The sequence below is a fragment of the Paenarthrobacter sp. JL.01a genome (genome assembly GCF_025452095.1).
In the GTDB taxonomy this organism is placed as follows: Bacteria; Actinomycetota; Actinomycetes; order Actinomycetales; family Micrococcaceae; genus Arthrobacter.
In genome coordinates, this window is sequence record NZ_CP104877.1 from 3,628,133 (window position 1) to 3,651,800 (window position 23,668).

At 57.6% G+C, this 23,668-nt stretch carries 23 protein-coding genes and 1 pseudogene; 16 read left to right on the top strand and 8 right to left on the bottom strand.

Going from position 1 to position 23,668, the window contains the following annotated elements; all coding sequences use genetic code 11:
• Positions 1 to 167: 167 nt before the first annotated feature.
• From N5P29_RS17185 to N5P29_RS17210, 6 genes are all read left to right on the top strand, one after another.
• Positions 168 to 2,603: a type I restriction-modification system subunit M gene (locus tag N5P29_RS17185; RefSeq protein ID WP_262276016.1), complete on the top strand. Its 2,436-nt coding sequence runs from the start codon at positions 168 to 170 to the stop codon at positions 2,601 to 2,603.
• Complete coding sequence (locus N5P29_RS17190) at positions 2,600 to 3,853, top strand: restriction endonuclease subunit S (protein ID WP_262276017.1); 1,254 nt, start codon at positions 2,600 to 2,602, stop codon at positions 3,851 to 3,853. Before N5P29_RS17185 ends, N5P29_RS17190 begins: the two co-directional genes overlap by 4 nt.
• 76 nt (positions 3,854 to 3,929) lie before the next feature.
• Positions 3,930 to 7,028: a type I restriction endonuclease subunit R gene (locus tag N5P29_RS17195; protein WP_262276018.1), complete on the top strand. Its 3,099-nt coding sequence runs from the start codon at positions 3,930 to 3,932 to the stop codon at positions 7,026 to 7,028.
• Positions 7,015 to 7,743, top strand: coding sequence for a M48 family metallopeptidase (locus N5P29_RS17200; protein ID WP_262276019.1), 729 nt, complete (start codon positions 7,015 to 7,017; stop codon positions 7,741 to 7,743). The genes N5P29_RS17195 and N5P29_RS17200 overlap by 14 nt, the downstream gene beginning before the upstream one ends.
• On the top strand, positions 7,740 to 8,318 hold the full coding sequence (locus tag N5P29_RS17205) for a hypothetical protein (RefSeq protein ID WP_262276020.1): 579 nt from the start codon (positions 7,740 to 7,742) through the stop codon (positions 8,316 to 8,318). The genes N5P29_RS17200 and N5P29_RS17205 overlap by 4 nt, the downstream gene beginning before the upstream one ends.
• Entirely contained in the window at positions 8,318 to 9,670 is a 1,353-nt protein-coding gene (locus tag N5P29_RS17210) for a nucleotide-binding domain-containing protein (RefSeq protein WP_262276021.1), read from the top strand. The genes N5P29_RS17205 and N5P29_RS17210 overlap by 1 nt, the downstream gene beginning before the upstream one ends.
• Before the next feature lie 29 nt (positions 9,671 to 9,699).
• Here N5P29_RS17210 and N5P29_RS17215 read toward each other — a convergent pair whose 3' ends face one another.
• Positions 9,700 to 10,077, bottom strand: coding sequence for a helix-turn-helix domain-containing protein (locus N5P29_RS17215; RefSeq protein ID WP_262276022.1), 378 nt, complete (start codon positions 10,075 to 10,077; stop codon positions 9,700 to 9,702).
• Between the two features lie 387 nt (positions 10,078 to 10,464).
• Here N5P29_RS17215 and N5P29_RS17220 point away from each other — a divergent pair, with 387 nt between their 5' ends.
• The 6 genes and pseudogenes from N5P29_RS17220 to N5P29_RS17245 all read left to right on the top strand — a co-directional run bounded on the left by N5P29_RS17220 (position 10,465) and on the right by N5P29_RS17245 (position 13,184).
• A complete protein-coding gene (locus N5P29_RS17220) occupies positions 10,465 to 10,980 on the top strand; it encodes a type II secretion system protein (RefSeq protein ID WP_262276023.1) in 516 nt (171 codons plus the stop codon).
• A 2-nt stretch (positions 10,981 to 10,982) separates the two neighbouring features.
• Positions 10,983 to 11,057 (top strand): annotated as a pseudogene (locus N5P29_RS17225) (type II secretion system protein); the annotation flags it as partial.
• The gene (locus tag N5P29_RS17230) at positions 11,058 to 11,513 is read left to right on the top strand and encodes a type IV pilin protein (protein WP_262278609.1); all 456 of its coding nucleotides are present in this window, start codon (positions 11,058 to 11,060) and stop codon (positions 11,511 to 11,513) included.
• On the top strand, positions 11,513 to 11,983 hold the full coding sequence (locus N5P29_RS17235; protein WP_262276024.1) for a type II secretion system protein GspG: 471 nt from the start codon (positions 11,513 to 11,515) through the stop codon (positions 11,981 to 11,983). Before N5P29_RS17230 ends, N5P29_RS17235 begins: the two co-directional genes overlap by 1 nt.
• A 68-nt stretch (positions 11,984 to 12,051) precedes the next feature.
• Positions 12,052 to 12,576, top strand: coding sequence for a type II secretion system protein (locus N5P29_RS17240; RefSeq protein WP_262276025.1), 525 nt, complete (start codon positions 12,052 to 12,054; stop codon positions 12,574 to 12,576).
• Between the two features lie 131 nt (positions 12,577 to 12,707).
• Positions 12,708 to 13,184 carry a type II secretion system protein gene (locus N5P29_RS17245; RefSeq protein ID WP_262276026.1) on the top strand — a complete coding sequence of 159 codons (477 nt, stop codon included), beginning with the start codon at positions 12,708 to 12,710 and terminating at the stop codon, positions 13,182 to 13,184.
• 504 nt (positions 13,185 to 13,688) lie between these two features.
• Here the strand turns inward: N5P29_RS17245 and N5P29_RS21115 are convergent.
• On the bottom strand, positions 13,689 to 14,123 hold the full coding sequence (locus N5P29_RS21115) for a helix-turn-helix domain-containing protein (RefSeq protein ID WP_410007882.1): 435 nt from the start codon (positions 14,121 to 14,123) through the stop codon (positions 13,689 to 13,691).
• Between the two features lie 184 nt (positions 14,124 to 14,307).
• On the opposite strand from N5P29_RS21115, the gene N5P29_RS17250 reads away from it, so the two are divergent.
• Complete coding sequence (locus N5P29_RS17250; protein ID WP_262276027.1) at positions 14,308 to 14,685, top strand: SdpI family protein; 378 nt, start codon at positions 14,308 to 14,310, stop codon at positions 14,683 to 14,685.
• 77 nt (positions 14,686 to 14,762) lie between these two features.
• Here the strand turns inward: N5P29_RS17250 and N5P29_RS17255 are convergent, their stop codons facing one another.
• Entirely contained in the window at positions 14,763 to 14,981 is a 219-nt protein-coding gene (locus N5P29_RS17255) for a hypothetical protein (RefSeq protein WP_262276028.1), read from the bottom strand.
• Positions 14,982 to 15,105: 124 nt separating this feature from the next.
• On the opposite strand from N5P29_RS17255, the gene N5P29_RS17260 reads away from it, so the two are divergent.
• Complete coding sequence (locus N5P29_RS17260) at positions 15,106 to 16,371, top strand: helix-turn-helix domain-containing protein (RefSeq protein WP_144663373.1); 1,266 nt, start codon at positions 15,106 to 15,108, stop codon at positions 16,369 to 16,371.
• A 76-nt stretch (positions 16,372 to 16,447) separates the two neighbouring features.
• Here N5P29_RS17260 and N5P29_RS17265 read toward each other — a convergent pair whose 3' ends face one another.
• Together N5P29_RS17265 and purD are read right to left on the bottom strand one after the other, a co-directional pair.
• Positions 16,448 to 17,386, bottom strand: coding sequence for a phosphoribosylaminoimidazolesuccinocarboxamide synthase (locus N5P29_RS17265; protein WP_262276029.1), 939 nt, complete (start codon positions 17,384 to 17,386; stop codon positions 16,448 to 16,450).
• 2 nt (positions 17,387 to 17,388) lie between these two features.
• Complete coding sequence (gene purD / locus N5P29_RS17270) at positions 17,389 to 18,699, bottom strand: phosphoribosylamine--glycine ligase (protein WP_262276030.1); 1,311 nt, start codon at positions 18,697 to 18,699, stop codon at positions 17,389 to 17,391.
• 149 nt (positions 18,700 to 18,848) lie between these two features.
• On the opposite strand from purD, the gene N5P29_RS17275 reads away from it, so the two are divergent.
• Both N5P29_RS17275 and N5P29_RS17280 read left to right on the top strand, forming a co-directional pair.
• Positions 18,849 to 19,865 carry an asparaginase gene (locus tag N5P29_RS17275; RefSeq protein ID WP_262276031.1) on the top strand — a complete coding sequence of 339 codons (1,017 nt, stop codon included), beginning with the start codon at positions 18,849 to 18,851 and terminating at the stop codon, positions 19,863 to 19,865.
• Between the two features lie 20 nt (positions 19,866 to 19,885).
• Positions 19,886 to 20,296, top strand: coding sequence for a sterol carrier family protein (locus N5P29_RS17280; protein WP_262276032.1), 411 nt, complete (start codon positions 19,886 to 19,888; stop codon positions 20,294 to 20,296).
• 73 nt (positions 20,297 to 20,369) lie between these two features.
• Here the strand turns inward: N5P29_RS17280 and N5P29_RS17285 are convergent, their stop codons facing one another.
• The 3 genes from N5P29_RS17285 to N5P29_RS17295 all read right to left on the bottom strand — a co-directional run bounded on the left by N5P29_RS17285 (position 20,370) and on the right by N5P29_RS17295 (position 23,654).
• On the bottom strand, positions 20,370 to 21,857 hold the full coding sequence (locus N5P29_RS17285; RefSeq protein WP_262276033.1) for a cation:dicarboxylate symporter family transporter: 1,488 nt from the start codon (positions 21,855 to 21,857) through the stop codon (positions 20,370 to 20,372).
• Between the two features lie 263 nt (positions 21,858 to 22,120).
• The gene (locus tag N5P29_RS17290; protein WP_262276034.1) at positions 22,121 to 22,888 is read right to left on the bottom strand and encodes an SDR family oxidoreductase; all 768 of its coding nucleotides are present in this window, start codon (positions 22,886 to 22,888) and stop codon (positions 22,121 to 22,123) included.
• Between the two features lie 22 nt (positions 22,889 to 22,910).
• Entirely contained in the window at positions 22,911 to 23,654 is a 744-nt protein-coding gene (locus N5P29_RS17295) for an aspartate/glutamate racemase family protein (protein ID WP_262276035.1), read from the bottom strand.
• Between the last annotated feature and the right edge of the window lie 14 nt (positions 23,655 to 23,668).

Sequence of the window (23,668 nt, forward strand, 5' to 3'; positions counted from 1 at the left end):
GTTGAGACTCCTCCCACCCGCAAACCTACCTGTACGGTCGGGCCTCATCTGGTTGGCCCCCACTCCCCGGTAGATTGAGATCAACACTAAGTAGCTACCGTCGTGTGGCTGGAGATTGCCACATGACAAGTTCAACTGACTCAGGATCAACACAAGGGGTACGGGCCGTGGCGCTCAAAAAATCGGACCTTTACAGCTCGCTCTGGAAGAGCTGTGACGAGCTACGTGGCGGCATGGATGCAAGTCAGTACAAGGACTACATCCTGACCATGCTGTTCGTGAAGTACGTGTCGGACAAGTCCAAATCAGATCAGAGCTCCCTGATCGATGTACCTATTGGCGGATCCTTCGACGACATGGTCGCGGTCAAGGGCGATAAGGAGATCGGCGACAAAGTCAACAAGATCATAGCTAAACTCGCCGAAGCAAACGACCTACAGAAAGTCATCGATCTAGCCGACTTCAATGATGAAGAAAAGCTCGGCAAGGGCAAAGAGATGCAAGACCGGCTTTCAAAGCTTGTCACCATTTTTCAAGAACTAGACTTCCGAGGCTCTCGTGCTGAAGGAGACGACCTTCTCGGCGATGCATACGAGTATCTGATGCGGCACTTCGCCACCGAATCGGGCAAGTCAAAAGGGCAATTTTATACTCCCGCCGAAGTGTCCCGAGTGCTAGCCAAGTTGATCGGCGTTACTCCACAAACTCCACGATCAGCCACCGTGTATGACCCCACCTGCGGGTCCGGGTCGTTACTACTTAAGGTTGCTGCAGAATCCCGTCTCGGCCTCACTATATATGGGCAGGAGAAGGACAATGCGACCTGGGCACTATCAAAGATGAACATGATCCTGCATGGTAACGAAATTGCCGACATCCGTAAGGGTGATACGATAACTAGCCCCCAGTTCACCAGCAACGATTCACTCGACACCTTCGATTTTATTGTTGCAAACCCGCCATTCTCTATTAAGTCTTGGAGCAACGGCCTAGAAAATGATTTCGGCCGATTCGAGTACGGCATGCCGCCGGAGAAGAATGGGGACTATGCCTTCTTGCTCCACATTTTGAAGTCCATGAAGAGCACGGGTAAAGCAGCCGTGATTCTTCCTCACGGCGTTCTATTCAGAGGCGGCGCCGAAGGCAACATACGTAAGCAGCTTCTAAAGCGCGGCCTCATTAAGGGCATTATCGGCTTGCCCGCTAACCTGTTCTACGGCACAGGCATCCCAGCGTGTGTCATTGTTCTTGACAAACAAAATGCCCAGGCGAGATCCGGAGTATTCATGATCGACGCCTCGAAGGGGTACTTGAAAGACGGTAACAAGAACCGTCTGCGGTCACAGGACATGCACAAAATTGTTGATGTCTTCACCAACCAACAAGAGGTCGACCGCTACTCGCGCATGGTCCCCCTTGATGAGATTGGTAGCACTACAAACGACTACAACCTCAACATACCCCGCTACATTGACTCTTCAGAGCCTGAGGATATTCAGGATCTGCATGCCCATCTGCACGGCGGCATCCCTAACCGCGACATCGATGCACTCAGCGCCAGTTGGGATGCTTTCCCCCAGCTTCGGAAGGTCCTTTTTCAGGAAACCGACTTGTCAGGCTACAGCCAGCTCAAAATTGATATCGATGAGGTACAGCAGTCGATTTTGGACTCTCAGGAATTCGCCGATTTTTCCACAGCGGCCCAGAGCCAGGTCATTGACTGGTATGCCGCGCATCGACCTTCGATGGAGAGCATTAGCCCCAGCACGAGTCCCAACGACTTAATCGCATCGATGGCCGACGACCTACTTGAACGCTTCAAGAGTACAGCCCTGTTGGATGAGTATGACGTGTACGAGCAACTCATGAGTTACTGGCACGCGGTCATGCATGATGACGTTTTTTTGATCATGCACGAAGGCTGGCTTACCGCCGCCAAACCTCGGAAGGCTATAGAAGACAAGGATCGGAAAATTACCGAGGTGCCCGACCTGGTAATTGGATCGGGTCGCGCCGCCGTAAAGTACAAGATGGACCTAATTCCGCCCACGCTTATTGTTGCTAGATACTTTGCAGCCGAACAAGAACACTTGGACACTCTGGTTACCCTCGCCGAAGACGCGGCGCGTCAGATCGAGGAGTTTACGGACCTGCACGCAACCGAAGAAGGATTGCTATCGGCAGCACTTGACGACGGCAAGATAAGCAAGGCTCTGGCTACAAGCCGACTACGTGATGCTAATCGTGAGCAGGGAGACCCCGAAGAAATTGAAGCACTAAAAACCCTCATCGAACTCTATAACCGGGAAGCTTCAGCCAAGAGGTTGGTCAAGGATGAGATCGCCACACTGGACAGCTTGACGCTCAGTCAATATGGAAAGCTCACTGAGAACGACGTCAAAACCTTGGTACTCGAGGATAAGTGGCACGCTTCAATCGCCGCTGCCATTTCTGGAGAGATCACGCAGTTGACTCACAACCTCGTTGCCCGAATCAAAGAACTGGGTGGCCGATACGACCAAACTGTAGGAGACCTCGACGCAGATCTCAAACAACTCCAACTCAAAGTGTCACAGCACCTTATGGAGATGGGGATCAGATGAGTCACGACGCCACACTTCTGAAAGACAAGTCAACGGAGATTGGCACGATTCCTTCTGACTGGGACGTTAAACCAATTAGCGAGCTGTTTGAAGTGACCGCTGGTGGCGACTGGGACAGAATGAATTCGTCCCGTTATGAGCAAGGGCCTTACAGGTATCCCATATATGCTAATGCTCTGAGGAACGACGGAGTTCAAGGGTACTGTAAATATTGGAAAATCCCCGGCGAGTCTCTGACAATTACAGGGCGCGGAGATGTTGGAAAAGCTGTATATCGTCCACGTCCTTTCGTCCCTATCGTCCGACTCCTGGCACTCGTCCCCAGGAATAGCTCTGCAAAGTTCTACGCTGAATACATAAACAGCAAGGTGTCGTTCGCACTCGAATCAACCGGAGTACCCCAACTCACTGCACCTCAGGTGAAACCGTTATTAGTTCCTGTTCCACCGGTTGAAGAGCAATATGCAATAGCGAATGCCTTAACGCAAGTCGACTCCTTGGTCACCGCCCTCGAGCGGCTGATTGTGAAGAAGGAAGCAATCAGAGACGGCATGATGCAACAACTCCTCACTGGAAAAACTCGCCTAGAGGGCTTCTCCGGCGAGTGGCTATCGCTCCATGTCGCATCAAAATCGACTCTGCGAGCACGTATTGGCTGGCAGGGCCTGACCACCAGCGAATACAAGACGACCGGACACTTTCGATTAGTGGGAGGAACGGAGTTCTTTGACGGATCGGTCGACTGGGGACGAACGCCATTTGTAGATCAGTGGCGTTATGAGCAAGATGCGGGCATCCAGGTACGTGAAGGTGATGTCCTGCTAACCAAGGATGGAACAATCGGAAAGACGGCCTACGTAGATCATCTTCCTGGTCCCGCGACACTAAACAGCGGTGTTTTTGTAATACGTCCAACTCGCAATGCTTACGACTCACGCTTCCTGTACTACGTACTGCGCTCTCGCGCTTTTGAAGAGTTCCTTTCACGGCTCACGGCCGGATCAACAATTTCGCACCTGTACCAGCGTGACCTTGTAGGTCTAGTTATTAACGCCCCCGCTACTTTAGAAGAGCAGGCCGCCATAGCGAGCGCTCTCGGAGACGCGGACTCGGAAATCCGCGCGTTGCGTTTACAACTCTCAAAGACTAAGTCTCTCAAACGAGGTATGACGCAGGAACTACTCTCCGGACGTACGCGTCTTGCGAACCAAGATGGATCTCCTGATCGCCAGAAGGAGCATCAATCGTGAATGCTCCACACGCAAGGCAATTGCATCGAAATCGGAAACAAGCATCATCAGATAATTGGAAATTGGGGGAAACATCGTGACTACAGTTGGACAGATTGAGCGCAAGACACAAGAACGCGTTGTGAACCTCTTCCAGCATGAGCTTGGGTACGAATACTTGGGCAACTGGGAGTATCGCGACAATAACTCCCATATCGAAGTTGGTTTACTTGAGCAAAATCTGCGAGCTCGTGGCTATGACGCGAATCTTGTCAACAGAGCCATTGAGCAGTTCAAAAAAGCCGCATCCCTGGGCGGTGGCCGCAACCTCTACGAAGCCAACCACGAGGTCTACAACCTGCTCCGCTACGGGGTAAAGGTAAAGCCAGGCATCGGTGAGAATACCGAGACAGTCTGGTTGATTAACTGGGATAATCCTCAGTCCAACCACTTCGTCGTTGCCGAAGAGGTTTCAATTAAGGGCGAGCACAACAAGCGACCGGATGTAGTACTTTACGTCAACGGTATCGCGCTTGGGGTCATCGAGTTGAAGCGTTCGAAAGTTGCCGTTTCTGAAGGCATCCGGCAGAACATCGGAAACCAGAAGAAGGACTTCATCCGTCCGTTCTTTACCACCGTTCAGCTCGTTATGGCTGGCAACGACGTTGAGGGATTGCGTTACGCCGTTATCGATACACCCGAGAAGTACTGGCTGGAGTGGAAAGAGCCATCTGATATTGACGAACCCCTGGACCGAGGCCTGTTGCAGATGTGCTCCAAGGATCGCCTCCTGGAGATCGTGCACGACTTCATGGTCTTCGACGGTGGGGTAAAAAAGACCTGTCGACACAATCAGTTCTTCGGTGTGAAGGCCGCGCAGGATCGGATTGCCAAACGCGAGGGCGGCATCATCTGGCATACTCAGGGCTCCGGGAAGTCCCTCACCATGGTGTGGCTGGCCAAGTGGATTCGGGAGCACCAGACACATGGAGAGAATCAGGCGCGCGTCCTCATCATCACCGACCGCACCGAGCTCGATGATCAAATCAAGCGAGTATTCAACGGTGTCAACGAAGACATCTACCGCACGAAGAGCGGCGCTGACCTTATCGGCTCACTCAATAGCAACGATCCTTGGCTGATGTGCTCGCTTGTTCATAAGTTCCGTGGCGGCGATGACGAGCAGGCACAGAACGAAGCCAGTGGAGACTTCATTGCCGAACTCAACTCGAAAATTCCTGCCGGCTTTAGCGCCAAGGGCAACATCTTTGTTTTCGTCGACGAGGCTCACCGCACGCAGTCCGGCAAGATGCACAAAGCGATGAAGCAATTGCTACCCGAAGCCATGTTCATCGGCTTCACTGGTACACCGCTATTGAAGGCCGACAAAGCCACCAGTATTGAAACGTTCGGCAGTTTCATCCACACATACAAGTTCAATGAAGCCGTCGAAGACGGTGTTGTGCTCGACCTGCGGTACGAAGCCCGCAATATCGACCAAGACCTCATCTCGCCTGCCAAAATCGACCAGTGGTTCGATGCAAAAACTAAGGGCATGACCGATCTCTCCAAGGCTGAACTGAAGAAGCGCTGGGGCACCATGCAGAAGGTCGTCAGCTCCGAGCCGCGTTCGAAGCAGATCGTCAACGACATTTTGCTCGATATGGAAACGAAGCCGCGCCTCATGGACAACCAGGGCAATGCTATGCTCGTTGGCTCCAGTATCTATCAAGCTTGCAAGTTCTACGAAATGTTCTGCCAAGCAGGATTCAAGGGTAAGTGCGCCATCGTCACAAGCTATGTCCCGCAGGCCAGCGATATCTCCAAGGAGGACTCGGGACATGGCGCGACGGAGAAACTGCGCCAGTACGACATCTATCGGCAAATGCTGGCGGACCATTTCGATGAACCAGCCGACCAAGCCGTCACCAAGATTGAGCAGTTCGAGAAGGAAGTCAAAGACCGGTTCATTAACGAACCTGGTCAGATGCGCCTACTTATCGTCGTTGACAAGCTCCTGACCGGCTTTGATGCGCCATCGGCGACGTATCTATACATCGATAAGAAGATGCGCGACCACGGTCTTTTCCAAGCCATTTGCCGCGTCAACCGTCTCGACGGCGACGATAAAGATTACGGCTATATCGTCGACTACCAGGACTTGTTCAACTCCCTTGAAGATGCCATCACGGACTACACTTCCGGCGCCTTGGATGGGTACGAAAAAACTGACATCGAAGGGCTGCTCAAGGACCGAGTACAGCAAGCTCGCGAAGACTTAGATGAAGCGCTGGAACGGGTTCGTGCCCTCTGCGAAGCTGTCGAACCGCCCCGCGGAACGCTGCAGTATCAGCACTATTTCTGCGCCCAGGAACAAGGCAATGCGCAGCAAATCAAAAGCAACGAAGCTAAGCGTGTCGAGCTCTATAAGTCCGTTGCTGGGCTAGTGCGTACGTATGGCGCGGTCGCGAATGACATGATCGAAGCCGGGTACAGTCAGGGCGAAGCTGCGGCGATCGCAAAGGACGTCGCCCATTACGTAGCTGTCCGTGACGAGGTAAAGCTGGGTGCCGGTGAGAACGTCGATTTCAAGCAGTACGAAGCCGGCATGCGATTCTTGCTCGACACATACATCCGGGCTGATGCTTCGGAAGTAGTTGCCGACTTCCAGGATGTGGGACTAGTTCAGCTCATCGTTGAACAAGGGGCCGCAGCCATCGACAAGCTACCTAGCGGTATCAAGAAAAACCCGGAAGCCGTAGCTGAGACCATCGCCAATAACATCCGCAAAGTCATCATCGATGAAAATGCGATGAACCCCAAGTACTACGAGAACATGTCCAGCCTGCTTGATGCGATCATCGAGCAACGCCGACAGGGCGCTCTCGATTACAAGCAGTACCTGGAGCAGCTGATTGCCCATGCCAAAAAGGTTGGCTCGAAGGAATCGGATACCGTTTACCCCACGTGGGCTGTTAACGGCGCGCAGCGGGCCATTGTCGACTTCGGATGGTCAGATCCTGCGACGCCGATTCAGGTCGACACTGCGATCATGACGAGCAAACCTCACGGCTGGGTTGGAAACACGTTCAAGGAAAAGGAAGTCGCCCGAGCGATTCGTCGCGTTCTGCCAGCGGGCTTCGATCGCTTCGACGAGCTGTTCGACCTGATAAAGGCCCGCAATGAGTACCGCTAGCGCCTACCTCAAAGTCTCTGGCATCGATGTCGATGTCATCTACAAGAACATCAAGAACTTACATATCGCCGTGTACCCTCCCCTGGGTCGTGTCCGAGTTGCGGCTCCCCAGCGGCTGGACGATGACGCTGTTAGGCTCGCCGTTGTCCAGCGATTGCCTTGGATAAAGAGACAGCGGGAGCAGCTTCGTAGTGCTGCACGCCAGTCGGAGCGCGAAATGGTCACCGGTGAATCCCACTACGTTTGGGGACAGCGATACCGGCTTAAAGTAATCAACGAGCACGGCCGAATCAGATTCGACGTCGCAGGAAAGCGACTGACCGTACACGCACCCGCCGAAAGCACTCCGGCCGCTCGTCGTGAGGCGCTCGAGGAATGGTATCGCGCTGCCCTAAAGCGTGAGATACCCGAACTAATAGCAAAATGGCAGCCCATCATCGGACGGGATGTTGCTAAATGGACAGTACGCCGCATGAAGACAAAATGGGGCAGCTGCAACCGCCAGTCAGCACATGTCTGGTTCAATCTGGAACTAGCCAAGAAGCACCCCCACTGTTTGGAATACATTGTCGTCCACGAAATGACCCATCTTTTAGAGCGGAATCACACCGATCGCTTCACTGAGTTGATGGACGAGTTCTTGCCTGACTGGCGAGCGCGACGCGAGGACCTCAATCAAGCTCCGCTTCGTAATGAACATTGGGGTGCGGAATGAAGCTGATGATTCATTACATAGCTGCCACGCCCTCGCCATCGGCCTCTGCCACTGGCCCGGAGGACTTCTCCACCAAGCTGGCCATTGCTGTCGTAGGCATACTCGGCACGCTTGTCGTTGCGCTACTTTCGGCCTTTGTTGGACGGACGCTTGCGGTTCGCGACAGACGCCGCGAACAGTACGGCGAGGCATACAAAACAGCTGTCGAGTGGCGGGAAATGCTACACCGTGTTCGGCGTCGTAAAACAAATGGTGACGGCGACGCTGACCTCGCCCAGAAGTTCCACGACCTGCATGAGCGCATTGCCTTTCACGAAGGCTGGATCGGCAGCGAATCAGAAGCCATGAGACGCGCCTTTCGCACGCTCCAAACAGCAGTTCGCGACGAAACCCGCGAAGACATTCAGAAGGCGTGGAAGGCAGATGCTACGAAATCGACTGAGGCTCTGGAACCACAACCGACCACAGTCAATCGTGCAGCGGATGACGCATTCCTCAAGGCAGTACGCAGGCACTTATCGTGGCAACCATGGCGACGCGTTGCGCTGCTGTGGTCCCAAAGGGAGAAGAATTGATGGGCACTGATGTATCAAACGAGTTCGAGAAGTTCCGTGCGGCTATATGTCTGACCCAAACCCAAGTTGATCGCATCGAGTCTGCACGGTCAGCTCTTGAGACATACCTGCTGAACAACGTGGACCATCTAAAGTCGGGAGACATCACGCTGCAAGGCTCCTACGCAAACGGGACAGCCGTGAAGCCTGTAGCCGGTGGCGAATACGACGTCGATATCATCGTCCGGTCGGCAGACTCAGGTGACACCGCCGATGACGCCCTGGAAGACCTCGCCGAGGTGCTGCTGCAGCATGGAACTTACAAAGGCAAGATCAAGGAAAAGACGCCCTGCGTCCGCGTTGAGTACGCCGATGACTACATCGGGGGCTTCCACGTTGACCTAGTACCAGTACGTGAAAGCACAGACTCTGACGCCCCACTCGACGCCCCTCGGCGTGGCAAAGGATGGCACCCAACGGCGCCGGATGAATACACAACATGGTGCGCCGACCAAGGTGACGAGTTCCGCCGCACCGTCCGCATGCTGAAAAGGTGGCGAGATGAGCAGCAAGACGTTCGTCATGGGATCAAATCCATCGTTCTTCAAGTCCTTGTCGCGCAACACTTGGCTACCGCCGACAACGATGCAGAAAGGCTGCGCGACACCTTTGAAGCGCTGCACACTTACTTAAGCGGGTTCACCGCACCGCCCGTAGTCAGCAACCCTGTTCTCATCGATGAGAATCTAACAGCCAGGTGGGATCAAGAGTCCTTCGACGACTTCAAGAAGGCACTTGCGGCAGCCGTGGAAGTATCCCGAGCAGCTGTCGACGCCGAAGACAAAACCGAAGCATGTGAGTCCTGGCGGACTCTACTCGGGGACGCGTTCCCGGAGTATGTCGCCAAGGGCCTAAGTGCGATGACCGTCGCCGACGTATCGCATGCCCAGTCCATCAATGCGAGAGGATGGTATGAACTTCCTGACCCTCGCTTTGAACTTGCCGTCACCTGTTTTGAAGGCCGCAACACCAAAAAGATGTCGCACTATCCGAGTGACTCGAGGTTACTCTTTGCAGGGAAAAAGCTTCGGTTTCGAGCCACGCTAGCAGGACCCACACAGGCCAACGTGTGGTGGCGGGTCACCAATACCGGCAAGCATGCCCGTGACCTAGATGGGCTGCGCGGAGAATTCCAGCGCGCGCAAGATCTTCGGAAGAAGCCATCAGCAGATCCACTCACCCACTGGGAGTCCACCGCATACACGGGGTCTCATGTCGTGGAAGCTTTCGCCGTCGTAGGTGACCGCGTTGTTGCCAAAAGCACCCCCTTCGTAGTCCGAATCCACCGTGCCGGTGTGTCGTGGGCATGGTAGTGATCGACTTGGACATTCGAGAAGAGCACTTAGGTGTTGACACCTAATAGAAAGATGCGTGCCGTGTCGTAGCTGCAGCCGACCCGCTTGGCAATCTCGCGAATGATCATTCCCTGTTTGCGCAGCCGCAAGATCTCCTTCTCCTTGGCTGGCGTCAAGCCGCGAGGCCGCGAGGCGACACCATGCTCGGCGAGCAATCGCAGGAAGGTTGACTTTGCAACCCCCTTCTCACGAGCGAGTGCCGTACTCATCTCGCCGGCTTGATAGCGAGCGACAAGCTGGGCCAGCTCCTCAGGCGTGAAGCGATCCGACAGGCGGTAGCGCTGAGTCTTACGTGGCGGCCGCACCGGGCGCGGCTTGATCTGGCCCCCATCGATGCGCTTGAGCGCAGCTGCGATGGTCGTCATCTGGTCGATTTTGAAGCTGGCGCGGTTCGAGTAACATCCTAGGATCTCGACCAATTTTAGAATGATTCTCAATAAGACCTATTGACAAACAGGGGTCGCTGAAGCAATTCGGCGACCTTTTTTGTAGTTACGGTACGGTTTTATGGCATCCAAGCTTGCTGTCATGAAGTTCTACTACCCCAGTGGAGGGGTTTGAATACCATGCCTAAGGTGTCCTCCGGTACGGTTTTCATTACAACAGCTACGACAGCGCTACCTCTGTTATTCCATTTTCAGATGTACCGCAGGTGTTGTATGCATCTCTACGTTTTCTCAGCTCACTAACAGTAGTCGAGCAATGGCATCGGTTGACCCTATTGCCCTTATGGTTCATACTTTTATCCAGCAATGTGGGCTAGCAAAAATAAACATACTACTATTCCCAAACAGGCCAATGGTTTCACCATTGTAGAACTTTTGATCGTAATCGTGGTGATCGCAATCTTGGCCGCGATTACGATTGTGGCGTATAACGGGATTCAAGATAGGGCTAAAAACTCGACCGCACAAAGTGACCTCGCGAACTTTGCCAAGAAGATTGAGGTTGTTAAAGTAGATGCCAGTGATGGACTGTATCCCGCATCACTCACCAGCTCGATGGATATCCGGGGCAGTAAAAGTGTCTACGCAGTCACACGCAATAACTGGTACTACTGTGTCAGCACTGATCGGACACAGTATGCGTTGGGTGTAGCCCTCACTAATGCTGGCGCCGGCTATTTCATGTCATCTGTCAATGGGCTGCAGGCAAGCACAAACGTCGCTGACGCCACGACCTGCCCAATTGTCGGTAAAGCAAGCGGCTCGCAGATGGGACATGTCTGGAACGGCACTTCAGGAAGTTGGTCGTCATGGGTCAATTAGCGATGCCACATAGATCATGCAGACAACCTAGAAGACCTCTTGGGTTTACCGTTGTCGAGCTACTCATTGTGATTGTCGTGATTGCAATCTTAGCAGCGATCACGATCGTCGCTTACAACGGAATCCAAAACCGCGCAAACGATTCGGCGGTTCAATCTGACCTCACGGCGATGGCTAAAAAAATATCTCTATTCCACATCGATAATGGACGCTACCCCAACACAACAGCCGAGCTAAACACATTAGGTATCAAAGCCAGCTTCTCCGCCTACGGCACAACACAGACCTATAATCTTCCTTATTGTATTGCTGCCGATTCCAGCTACTATGCGATCTCCGCACTGAGTAAGTCTGGTAACAAGTTCTACTTCAGTTCAAAAGTAGGAAGCGTAAAATCATACCCTTCAGCCTCTACTAATGACGGGATGCAAACTACCAGTAGCTGCTCGGACATTGAAGCCGGCACGACGCGGTCATTCATTGCCGGATACGGCGGTAATGCATGGCGAATCTGGGTCGGAGGAACGGCGTAATGGCCATACTAGCTACCAGTGAGCCGCGCCGCCAGGGCTTCACGATCGTGGAGCTGCTTATCGTGATTGTGGTGATCGCAATCTTGGCATCGATCACCGTCGTGGCATATAACGGCATCCAGGAGCGTGCCCGCACAACAACCGTCAATTCTGATCTAGCGGCCATCCAAAAGGCTATGCTGATGTACCGGGCCGACCACGGCACACTACCGCTCTCAGCCGATTGGTATAGCGGCACGGCAATGCCACCAACATCTCGCTGGTCGACAGAAATTATCGCGGGACTCAAGAACGAGAAGTTTATTCAAACATCAGGCCTCGACAAGGACCCGTGGGGTCAGTACTACTGGTACGACAATAACGACTGCTCCTTTGGCAGCTCTGGCAACTCACCCGTCAAAAGTGTCGGCCCGGATAGCCTTCTCAATACAGCTGATGATATTGGCATAATGATAAAGACTAATTGCTAACAACTATGATACGTAAACATCTCAACTCAGACATTTCTTTCAAGAATAGGCACTTAGGCTTTACCATTGTGGAGCTGCTCATTGTAATTGTAGTAATTGCTATTTTGGCGTCAATTACCGTCGTTGCCTATAACGGGATCCAGGGACGTGCACGTGACAACGGGCGAATTGCAAAGATCCAAGGCATAGCGAAAGCAATCGAGCTGTACAAGGTAGACAATGGCCGGTATCCACCAATTCTAGACGGCAACGGACGTGAGTCTACTTGTGGCTCACAAACCGAAAACTGGGGCCACTGCGATCGGAACAAAACATTGGCAGATATGCTAGCTCCGTACACGACCATCGACCCAACCTCACTCTCAGATGCAACCCAGGGCAGTAACTATTACCACTACACAAGCCAGGCAACCGATAATTACCAGACTTATGGGATGATGGTCTACCTAGAGGGCGCTGGCGGCCAAGGCGACGGTGGGTACTACAGCAATGCCTACGAAGTTGGCCCAAAGCCGAAGTACTGCGCTTCGACATACACAGGCACTGGTGCAAACTGGACTAGTTATAACAGCATTTGTAGCGGCGGCAATTAGTTAGCGACCGGTGCTCACTAAGTTGACCGGGTATAGCTTATGCTTCATAATCTCTACTAGTAATGTGGGCTAGCAAAAATACACGAACTAACACAGCAAAAGATCCTAGCGGCTTCACGATCGTAGAGCTTTTGATCGTCATTGTAGTGATCGCTATCTTGGCGGCCATCACCACTATAGCGTATAACGGCATTCAGAGCCGCGCGCAAACATCGAAGATTAATGCCGATTTCAACATGCTATCCAAAGCCATTGCAGCCGCCCAGGTACAAACAAACGGACCAATGAAAGATGTTGTGCTTGATTCTAACATCAATAGTAGTTGCCAGACGAAGCCTGCCGGCACGGATCTCTCAGCCCTGCCACGGAGCGATGCCTGCTGGGTGAAGTATGATGCCGCTCTCGACAAGCTGAGTATTGCCTCAAATATGAATGTTCGCGGGGTTGTAGATCCGTGGGGACGACCCTACTGGATTGACTCAAATGAAGCAGAAGCATCAGCGACCGATTGCCGAAAAGATGAGCTCGCCGTATACGTAAGACCCCTTAGTGGCACTAGTCGCACAAACAACGTCTTGCTTCCGTTCGTTACCCCAGCGTGCCTTTAGGGTAGTCTCGCAGATACTCATGCATCTGCCGTCTTTTCTGTCCGCACAAATGGACAGAAAGTGAGGCACCATACCACGAGTCGCCCAACGAGACCAATACAAACGTCATCTTTTCTTACGAACAGTCTGGACTGACCCAAGTAAACAGGCCTATTTCGCAGACCTATCAGCCAACGAACAGTGGAAGCTCTACAGCTTCTACCGGCCAAGCGAAGTGATGACACTCAAGCAATTCCGCGATCACCTACGAGCCGTCCGGTATCAGCATCCGCAGCTTTGCCACATCAGCGGCAAGCTGTATCGACGAGTCGAACATGCCGTCACTCAGGACGGACAATGACCAGCAAGACTAGAGAGGCAAGCACGACATAGGGTGTCAACTCGACGCGGCGGCACGATCGTTGCCTATGGCGTCGTCCGGCCGAAGCTAGATCTGAACAAGCTATTCAAAGCCCTGATCCAAATGGCCCGCGAAGGGCAAGACGAAGACGAGAAGCCAAAACACTAGTCCGAGGCACTACCCAAGAGAAACAGTCGGGCGGTGTCATAACTACAGCCAACCCGCTTCGCAATCTCACGAATGACCATCCCCTGCTTGCGGAGCCGAAGGATCTCTTCCTCCTTCCCTGGGGTAAGGCCGCGCGGTCTGGTGCCAACGCCACGCTCAGCCAGGAGGCGCAGGAAGGTTGACTTAGCGATACCGCTCTCACGAGCCAGTGCTGTGCTCGTTTCGCCCGCTTTATAGCGAGTAATGAGTTGGTCAAGTTCTTCTGGTGTGAAGCGATCCGCCAGACGGTAGCGCTGCGCGGGGCGAGGGCGCTTGGCCGGCGGACGGCGGAGCTCAGCGGCATCGATCTGATCGAGGGCATCGCGGATGATGTTGAGCTTGTCTATTTTGAAGCTGGCCCGGTACGAGTAACATCCTAGGACCTCGACCAATAACGAAAATGGCGTCGAGAAATCGGCGCCTTTTTCGTTTAACGCCCAAGCCCAAAGAATATCAACCGGCGGAGGTTATCCACAGGCGCGTGGCCGGCCGTTGCACGGCGGCTCCCCTGGCCTCTAGGCTCGCGCCTGATGACTGAATGCAGTCGAAGCAACGTATTTTGGGGGCGGTTGCCAGATGTCCAGCGATCAGATTGGCCTTGTCACAGGATTGGGCGTGCTCGGCGCGGTGCTGCTGGCAGGCGGCGTTCTTGGCCTCGGCGGCTGGCTGCCGATGAACCCGGTGATTGGAATCCGCATCCCATCGGTCATGATGTCCGATGTCGCATGGAGGGCTGGACACAGGAGTGCCGGCCCCTTCCTCATCCTCGGCGGCGCGTCGGCTGGAGCCGCCGCAGCGGTGACCACGTTGGTGCCCACGGCGAATCCTGTGACGGTTTCGCTGGCAGGTGGAGGAAGTGCAGTGCTGTTCCTGGTTATCGGAGCCGTCGTCGCCTCCAAGAGTGCGCTTCGGGCGGAAAGCCGCCAACCGGCGTCGACTCCTGGTGCGCCATGAGTTTTCCAGCGGCAGGGGGCAAAAGAAAACCCCGGGGCATCGCTCGTCACGCCCCGGGGTATCTTCGGATGTCTTGCTTACATCGGATCCGGCCAGTTGCCGATGGACATCGGCGTGGCGGTGGTGTCCGTTGTCTTGGTCGGCGCCGAAACGCGCATAGGATCAGGCCAGTTGCCAATGGCACTGACCGATGAGTTGGAATCTACAGCTGACGCTGCAGAGACGACTGCGGGAGCCGCAACCGACAAAGTCAGTGCGCCTGCCAAGGCCACTGACGCGGCGATTTTCTTGAACATGTTGTACCCCAATGCGAGTCGGATTCGTTACGGAAATTGCGCGGTCCCTGTTGACATACATTGTAAAATGTTTTCCACAGAGACTGTCAAGGTTTTGGTCAAAAGACACCTGTAGGAGGAACCCGTGGGAAACGGATTCGGCGAGAAGCTACGTGCCGAACGGCTCGAACGCGGGTTAACGCAGGCCGAGCTCGGCAAAAACCTGTACTCACCCAGCTACATCTCCCTGCTTGAAACGGGCCGTCGCGAGCCGACGGCCGAGGTCATCGAGGAACTTGCCCGTCGCTTGGAACTCGCGCCGAAGGCCCTGGAAGCGTGGAGCCAACCCGTTACCGTAAGCGACGCTGAATACGTCCTTGCCGGCTTGTACGCCCGCCAAGCATGGGACTTGCGCGATTACCAGCTCGCTGCCAGCCACGCCGCCACTGCCGCGCAGATTGCCCTTGAGGCCAAGAACAACAGCGCCTGGTGGAACATGACGTACATGCAGGCCGAATGCGTCATGAAGCAGGGCCAGCTGAAGGAATGCCAGCAGATTGTTGAGCACCTGTTGGAACATCCCATGGCCACCGAGTCCGCCGGCCTGGGAGTGCGCGCCTGGCAGATGCTTGCCGCTGTGTGTCACGGACAAGGGCAGCTGGCCACCGCCGTCGAGCATGCAAAACAAGCCGTCAAGCTCAGCGAGCAACTGCCCAAGGGCTCCACGCTCATCATTGGCGCGCACCGCGCGCTGATCGGCGCGCTGGCTGAGAGCGGCAAGCTCGACGAGGCCTGGGAGTACTGCCTGGCGATGATCGAGCATATGGACGAACACTCGATGTCGCAACTGGCAGGCGAGGTTGCATGGGTGGTTGGCAACGTAGCGTTCATGCGCCACGACTACACAGAGGGCATCAAGCACCACGAACGCGCCGCCAAGCTGCTTTCGCCCGCCAATGACATTGAACTGTGGGCCCGCTTCAACAAGGCCTCCGCGGCAGTCCGGCTGTCCTCAGGAATTGTGGAACCGGAAACTCTGTCCGCCATTGAACGCGCCGAGCTCGCGCTGTCCATTGTGGGCGGAAACAAGACGGACCAGCTGGAAGTCGCCTTCATCCGCGCCCGGTGGCTGTACCTGACCGGAGACATTCCGGCCGCCGTCGAGAAGCTGCGCGAAATCCATGCCGACCGCAAGGTTCTGGCCCGCCACACGGCTGGTGAGGTGTCGTTGCTGCTCGGCAAGTCCTTGAAGGCCGCCGGTGAAGCTGCAGAAGCTCTGACCTTCCTGGAAGAAGCACAACACGACTTCAGCGCTGCAGGCGCCTCGGACCGCGTTCAACAGGCCATGGACGCCGTACTGGAGATCCGCCTGGCCGAGCGTCGGGCCGCGAAGGAACACTCCGAAGCCTGATTAACCAAACTGGGGGACAGCACTTGTTCCACTGAGCGCTCAGTAGAACATGTGCTGTCCCCCAGTTGGGTGCGGGCTACGCGAAGGTGCGGCCCGTGAGCTTCTCGTACGCCTCGACATAGCGGGCACGGGTGCGCTCCACGACGTCGGCGGGAAGAGCCGGCGGCGGAGCATCCGAGGACTTGTCCCAGCCGGACTCCGCGGAGGTCAGCCAGTCGCGGACGTACTGCTTGTCGTAGGACGGCTGCGACTTGCCCGGCTCATACGTGGACGCGTCCCAGAACCGTGAAGAGTCCGGGGTGAGGACCTCATCGCCCAGCGTGATCACACCGGTTGCGGTATCGCTGCCGAACTCCACCTTGGTGTCGGCGAGGATGATGCCGCGTTCACGGGCGATCTCCTCGGCGCGGGTGTAGATCTTCAGCGTGAGCTCGCTCAGGCGGGCTGCGATGTCGTCGCCAACCATTGCCACGACGTCGTCGTAGGTGATGTTGACGTCGTGCTCGCCAACTTCGGCCTTGGCCGACGGCGTGAAGATGGCGTGGTCCAAACGGGAACCGTCCACCAGGCCCTCAGGCAGCGGAATCTCACAGACAGTACCGGATTGCTTGTACTCCGCCAGGCCCGAACCCGTCAGGTAACCACGGGCGATGCATTCCACCGGGAACATCTCCAGCTTCTTGCAGATCATCGCGCGGCCCTCAACTTCGGCCGGGACACCGCCCTCAACCGTTGAGGCCAGCACGTGGTGCTCAACCTCCAGCTGCTCGAACCACCACAGGCTGAGCTGCGTCAGAACGCGGCCCTTGTCCGGAATCTCGCTGCTCAAGACGTGGTCGTAGGCGCTGATACGGTCACTGGCGACCACCAGCACGCAGTCCTGGCCGAACTTGTCCGTGATGGCTTCATCGGCGGGGACATAGAGGTCGCGGACCTTGCCCGAGTAGACGTGCGTCCAGCCCGGAAGGTCCAGGGTCTCGGTCTCAAAGCCTCCGGTGGGAAGGAAGTCAGTCATGCTCAGGCCTGCACTTTCGGGATGGTGCCGGTAGCCGCGTACGGCACCCGGATTTCGCCGCGGGCGGCCTTGCCTGCGATATCCGTACGGAACTGCGAACCTTCAAGCTGAACCAGCTCCACGCCGTCGTACGCCTTTTCGCGCGCCTCAACCAGATCGGAACCAAGCGCCACCACCGCGAGGACGCGGCCACCGGCGGAGACCACCTTGCCTTCGTCGTCCAGCTTGGTGCCGGCGTGGACAACGTGGACGCCGTCCAGCTCGTCGACCCTCTTCAGGCCGCGGATGCGGTCGCCCGTGCGGGGCGCGTCCGGGTAGTTTTCGGCGGCAACGACGACGGCGACTGCCGTGTCCTTGGACCAGCGCAGCTCTTCTGCCGTGTCCAGTTCGCCCTTGGCAGCTGCCAGCAGCAGCGCACCGAGCGGCGTCTTGAGCCGGGCCAGGACAGCCTGGGTCTCGGGATCGCCGAAGCGGACGTTGAATTCGATGACGCGCGTGCCGCGGGAGGTGAGGGCCAGGCCGCAGTAGAGGACGCCAATGAAGGGTGTGCCGCGGCGGGCCATCTCATCGACGGTCGGCTGGGCTACGCGGTCGATGACTTCCTGGACCAGGCCTTCGGGTGCCCACTCCAGCGGGGTGTAAGCCCCCATGCCGCCGGTGTTGGGGCCTTCGTCGTTGTCGAAGATGCGCTTGAAGTCCTGCGCCGGGGACAGCGGAACGGTGGTGTGGCCGTCGCAGAGGACGAACAGGGAAACCTCGGGGCCGTCCAGGAATTCCTCGATCACCACGGTTCCACCCGCGTCGAAGCAGGTCTGGGCGTGTGCCAGGGCTTCGTCGCGATCCTTGGTGACCACGACGCCCTTGCCGGCAGCGAGTCCGTCATCCTTCACGACATAGGGTGCGCCGAAGGCATCCAGCGCGTCTGCGGCTTCTTCGGCGTTTTCGGCTACGCGCGCCATGGCCGTGGGGACGCCCGCTTCAGCCATGATCTGCTTGGCGAAGGCCTTGGAAGCCTCCAGCTGCGCGGCTTCCTTGCTGGGGCCGAACACAGGGATACCGGCTTCCCGGACGGCGTCGGATACACCCGCGGCCAGCGGTGCTTCCGGGCCGACGACAACCAGGTCCACGCCCAGCTTGGTGGCGAGGGCGGACACGGCTTCCGGGTTGTTCCCGTCAATCGCGTGGGTGGGAACGAGTTTGCTGATGCCCGCGTTGCCCGGGGCCGCGTGGACCTCCGAGACGTTGGGGTCTTCAAGCAGAGAGCGGACAATGGCGTGTTCGCGGCCGCCTGGGCCAATGACGAGTACCTTCACGGCTTAAAGGGTACTTTGTGCAGCGCGCTCGGCCTAAGCTGTGTCACGCAGCGGACCGGGTACGCACCCTGGCACGCACCGCGCACCCTGGCACGCGCGCGCAGCCGGGCATGACCGGAGAAACGCGCCACCACGCCTAGACTTGCTACATGCCCATGAGTTCGCATGAAACGTTCAACGTTGAGTCCGCCGTCGAACTGGCAGTGATCGAACGCAGTGGCTTTATTGAGTCCCGGCACGTTGGTGCGGCCGTGGTCCTCGCCGGTGACGGTTCGGTAGTCACACGACTCGGCGACATCGACGCTCCCGTCTTCGCCCGCTCCACCCTCAAGCCCTTCCAGGCCCTCGCTTCCATGCAGTCCGGCGTTCCGTTGCGCGGCGCCCAAGTGGCTGTTGCGTGCGGAAGCCACACCGGTTCCCTGGACCACATGGACGTTGTTGAAGGCATGCTCAAGGCAGCCGGGGTGCGGGAAGAACACCTCCAATGCCCCACGGCTTGGCCCGAGGACGAGACCGCCCGCAACTGGATGGTTCGCTCTGAGCGGGGAAAGTCGAAACTCGCCTTCAACTGTTCCGGCAAGCACGCGGCGTTCCTCTGGGCTTGCACGGAGAACGGCTGGGACCTCCGGAGCTACCTCGAACCCAACCACCCGCTCCAGCAGCGCGTGCGTTCGGTCATTGAGGAATACAGCGGCGAGCACATTTCCCATCTGGGCATTGACGGCTGTGGTGCTCCCGTGGCTGCGCTCTCCCTGACCGGACTGGCCCGCGCCTACTCCCGCTTGGCCAAGTCGCCGGGCGACAGCTCGTCCAACGCCCGAGCGGCCACGATTGCCACGTCCATGCTCGATTACCCGTGGGCCGTCCAGGGCAAGGGCGAATCGAACACCGTAGTGATGGAAGAGTTGGATGTCCTGGCCAAGATCGGCGCCGAGGGTGTCCTCGTCTTGGCCACCCCCACCGGAGCCACCGTGGCAGTGAAGGTGCTGGACGGCAACCTCCGCGCCACCTCGCTGGTGGGACTGACCCTGCTTGCCGTGAGCGGGGCCGTGGACATCCCGGCAGTCTCCAGCGTCCTGGAAAGAGTCGTGGAACCCGTATTGGGTGGAGGCCACGAAGTGGGCAGGATCCGCCTGGGCCACGCCGTCTCCGCCCTGCTCGATTAGTAGTTAAGAAGGAAACACCCATGGCCGTTGCACGTCGCCGCGTCGACATCTCCGAGGGCAAAGCCGCGCTGGCAGCCTGGCGGGCTGCCGTCGAACCTTCCGGCACCGACACCGCAGGCGGACCTGCCGCCGCTGCCGGGACTACGCCGTCGCGCGCTTTGATTGCGACGGCGGTGCGCTACTCCCTGGAGGAAGTCACCGCACGCGCGCCCGGCAATTCGGTGGAGGTCCGCGTCCCACCGTTCGGTGTGACGCAGTGCGTGGAGGGTCCGCGGCACACGCGCGGCACTCCCCCGAACGTCATCGAGACCGACGCCGATACCTGGCTGAGGCTGGCGACCGGGCGGATTACGTGGGGTGAGGCCGTGCAGTCCCACAAAGTGACCGCCTCAGGTTTGCGGGCCGACCTCTCTGCGCTCCTCCCCCTCTAAACGAGTTTTTGTACAGCTAATGCCCCTAAGACGGCGTCTTAGGGGCATTAGCTGTACAAAAAACCCGCGCAGGTTAGTCGGGGCAGACCGGTGTTGTCGGCTGGCCGGGCTTGCTCATCTCGAACTGCGGAATCTCATCCGCTGCCGGGCCGCCACGGAATTTCGGGGAGGGTTCCTGGCCGTCGCTGAGGCGCTTGAGCTCCTGCTGGGCGTAGACGTCTTCCTTGCCGAGCATGATGGCTGTGTCCTCGTTGGTGATTTCGCCGTTGAAGGCGCGGACCATAACGCTGCGGTCGAACTGGCCTTCCCACTTGGCCACCACGAACGTTGCTACGCAGTTGCCGAGCAGGTTGACCACTACACGCATCGAGTCCATGAGGCGGTCGGCGCCAAGGAGAAGCGCGACGCCGGCCACCGGGAAGATGCCCAGCGCGGCGGCAGTGGCTGAGAGGGCCAGGAAGGACGACCCCGGAACGCCTGCCATGCCCTTTGAGGTCAGGAGCAGGACGCCGAGTGCAGCCAACTGCTGGCCGAGATCCAGGTTGTGGCCGAAAGCCTGCGCCAGGAAGAGCAGCGAGATGGAGAGGTAGATCGCGGCGCCATCCAGGTTGAAGGAGTAGCCGGTCGGCACTACCAAGCCCGTGGTGGCCCTTGAACAGCCGGCGTTGGTCAGCTTGGTCATGATGCGCGGCATGACCGCTTCAGTGGAGGCCGTACCGAGAGCCAGCAGGAATTCCTCGCGGGTGTACTTCAGGAACTGCCACAGCGGAACACGGGCGAAGCCCCAGGCCACCAGGAACAGCAGGCCGATGAAGACGATTGCCGCGCCGTAGCAGGAGGCAATCAGCAGGGCATAGGTTCCCAGTGTGCCCACCCCGTACTGGCCGATGATGAACGCCATCGCGCCGAAAGCACCGATGGGGGCCACTCTCATGATCCAGGACATGATCTTGAAGATCAGTTCCAGCACGGTTTCCATGAGGCTGATGACCGGCAAGCACCTTTCGCGGCCGATGACCACGATTGCCGCACCGAAGAAGACGGAGAAGAAGAGCACCTGAAGCAGGCTGTTGCTGGCGAAAGCGCCGATCACGCTGGACGGAATGACATCCAGGATGAAGGCCGCTGCGTCCTTGGGGACTGCGTGGCCGGTTTTAGCGTCGAGCGCTTCCTGGGAAAGGGTAGCGGGATCGATGTTGAGGCCAGCACCAGGCTGGACAATGTTTGCGACTACCAGGCCGAAAACCAGGGCGAAGAGAGTGGCGCCGGTGAAGTACAGGAGTGCTTTGACCCCGACCCGTCCGACCGCCTTGACGTCGCCCACTGCCGAGATGCCCGTGACGATCACGAGGAAAATCAGCGGGGCGATGATCATCTTGATGAGTTGAATGAATCCATCACCCAGTGGCCGGAGGGCGGACCCGATGTTCGGCCAGAAATGACCGATGAGCACACCTGCGACGACGGCGATCAGGATTTGAAAAAAGAGCGACTGGTACAGCCGCTTTTTCTTCTGCGGGGCCGAACTCGCCTTCAGCGCCGCGGGGTCTGGGATCTTCATTGATCTGAACCAATCAGTTTGGGAACAGCCCCTCGTTTTGGGGGGATGTCTTCAATGTAAGCCGGGTCACATCATTCCGCAAGGGGAGATTCGATTTCCATATTGCGGAAGTCACAATGCGTTTGGTATGCCACTTTTCGTGCCACTACGACCAACATGGCAGGGGAAAGCCCCCAGAACGCCGGAAAATTCGGCGTTTTGGGGGCTTGGCGGCCTCAATGTTGGTCGTGGCGGCACGGGGGCGCGCCGGGGCAGCCGGGAGTTTAGCCGCGGCCTACGAAGGGCATGCCTGCCGCCGTCACCACCAGCGAACCGACACTGGCCGACGCGGGCATATTGGCCATCAGCAGCACAGCACGGGCGGCGTCATCCACGGGGAACATGGGCTCCACCTTGCGTGACCCGTCGGCTTGCAGCGCCCCCGAGCCAACGCCGATGGTGTCCATGATTTCGGTGCGGGTATTGCCGATGTCGATCTGCCCGCACGTGATCCCGAATTCCCGCCCGTCGAGCTCAATACTCTTGGTCAGCCCGGTCATGGCGTGCTTGGTCACCGTGTACGCCACCGACCGGGGCCTGGGCGAGTGCGCGGAGATGGAGCCGTTGTTGATGATCCGGCCACCCTGCGGCTGCTGGGTTTTCATGGTCCGGACGGCCTCGGAGGCACAGAGCATGGACCCTGTGACGTTCACCCGCAGCGTGGCTTCCCACTCCGCGACGTCAAGATTGCCCACGTCGCCGGATGGCCCAAAGATGCCCGCATTATTGAACAGGACATCCACCCGGCCCCAGCGTTGGCGGACTTTCTCAAAAAGGCGCGCGACGTCGTCGGGCACCGTCACATCGCACGGCACCGCCAGGGCATCCGGGTGACCGTCCGCCGTCTCCAGCAGCTGCGCTTCCCGCCGCCCAGCAAGCGCCACCCGGTAGCCGTCGTCGAGCATGAGCCTGGCCACCGCCCGCCCGATTCCGGACCCCGCACCGGTTACGACGGCGACCTTTGGGTCCGCGGGCAGGCTGGAGTCAGTCATGTGGTTGCCTTTCAGGTGGTTTTTAGAGCGCACTGGACTGGGCGACGGACGTTATCGGCCAGCCTATGACAGTCTTCGGGCGCGGCGTCGCGTAGGTTCGGACCTTGGACGTGGAGAGGCCAAGCCGGACGAGGGATTCTGCAATGGTGACGGCCGAGGCCACACCATCAACCACCGGGACTCCAGTGCGCTGGCGGATCTGCTCATCAAGCCCTGCCATTCCGCCGCAGCCCAGGACAATCACTTCCGCGTGGTCCTTGCTGACAGCCTCTTCAGCCTGGCCAACGATCGCCTCGACAGCACGTTCCGGGTACTCCTCCAGCTCCAGTACAGCCATCCCGCTGGCTCGCACGGAAGCGCAGCGGGCATCCAGGCCGGCCAGCTTGAGACGGTCCTCAATCAGCGGCACAGCGCGGTCCAAGGTGGTGACGACAGAGTACTTGTGACCCAGGAACATCGCTGTGCTGGCAGCGGCCTCCGTGATGTCCACGACCGGAACCTCCAGCAGTTCCTGCAGGCCCTCCCTGCCGTGCTCGCCGTAACCGGCCTGGATGACGGCGTCGAACGGTTCCGGATAGTTGACCACGGCATCCATGACCGCGATCGCGGCCAGGTAGCTTTCGAAGTTGCCCTCACAGGAGTCGGCGCCAAAACGCGGAGTGATGCCGATGATCTCGGTTCCGGGAGCTGCGGCAGCGCGGGCCTGGGCTGCGATGGAGTCCGTCATGGACTGCGTGGTGTTCACGTTTGCGACAAGAATGCGCATGGTATTTCCTCTCA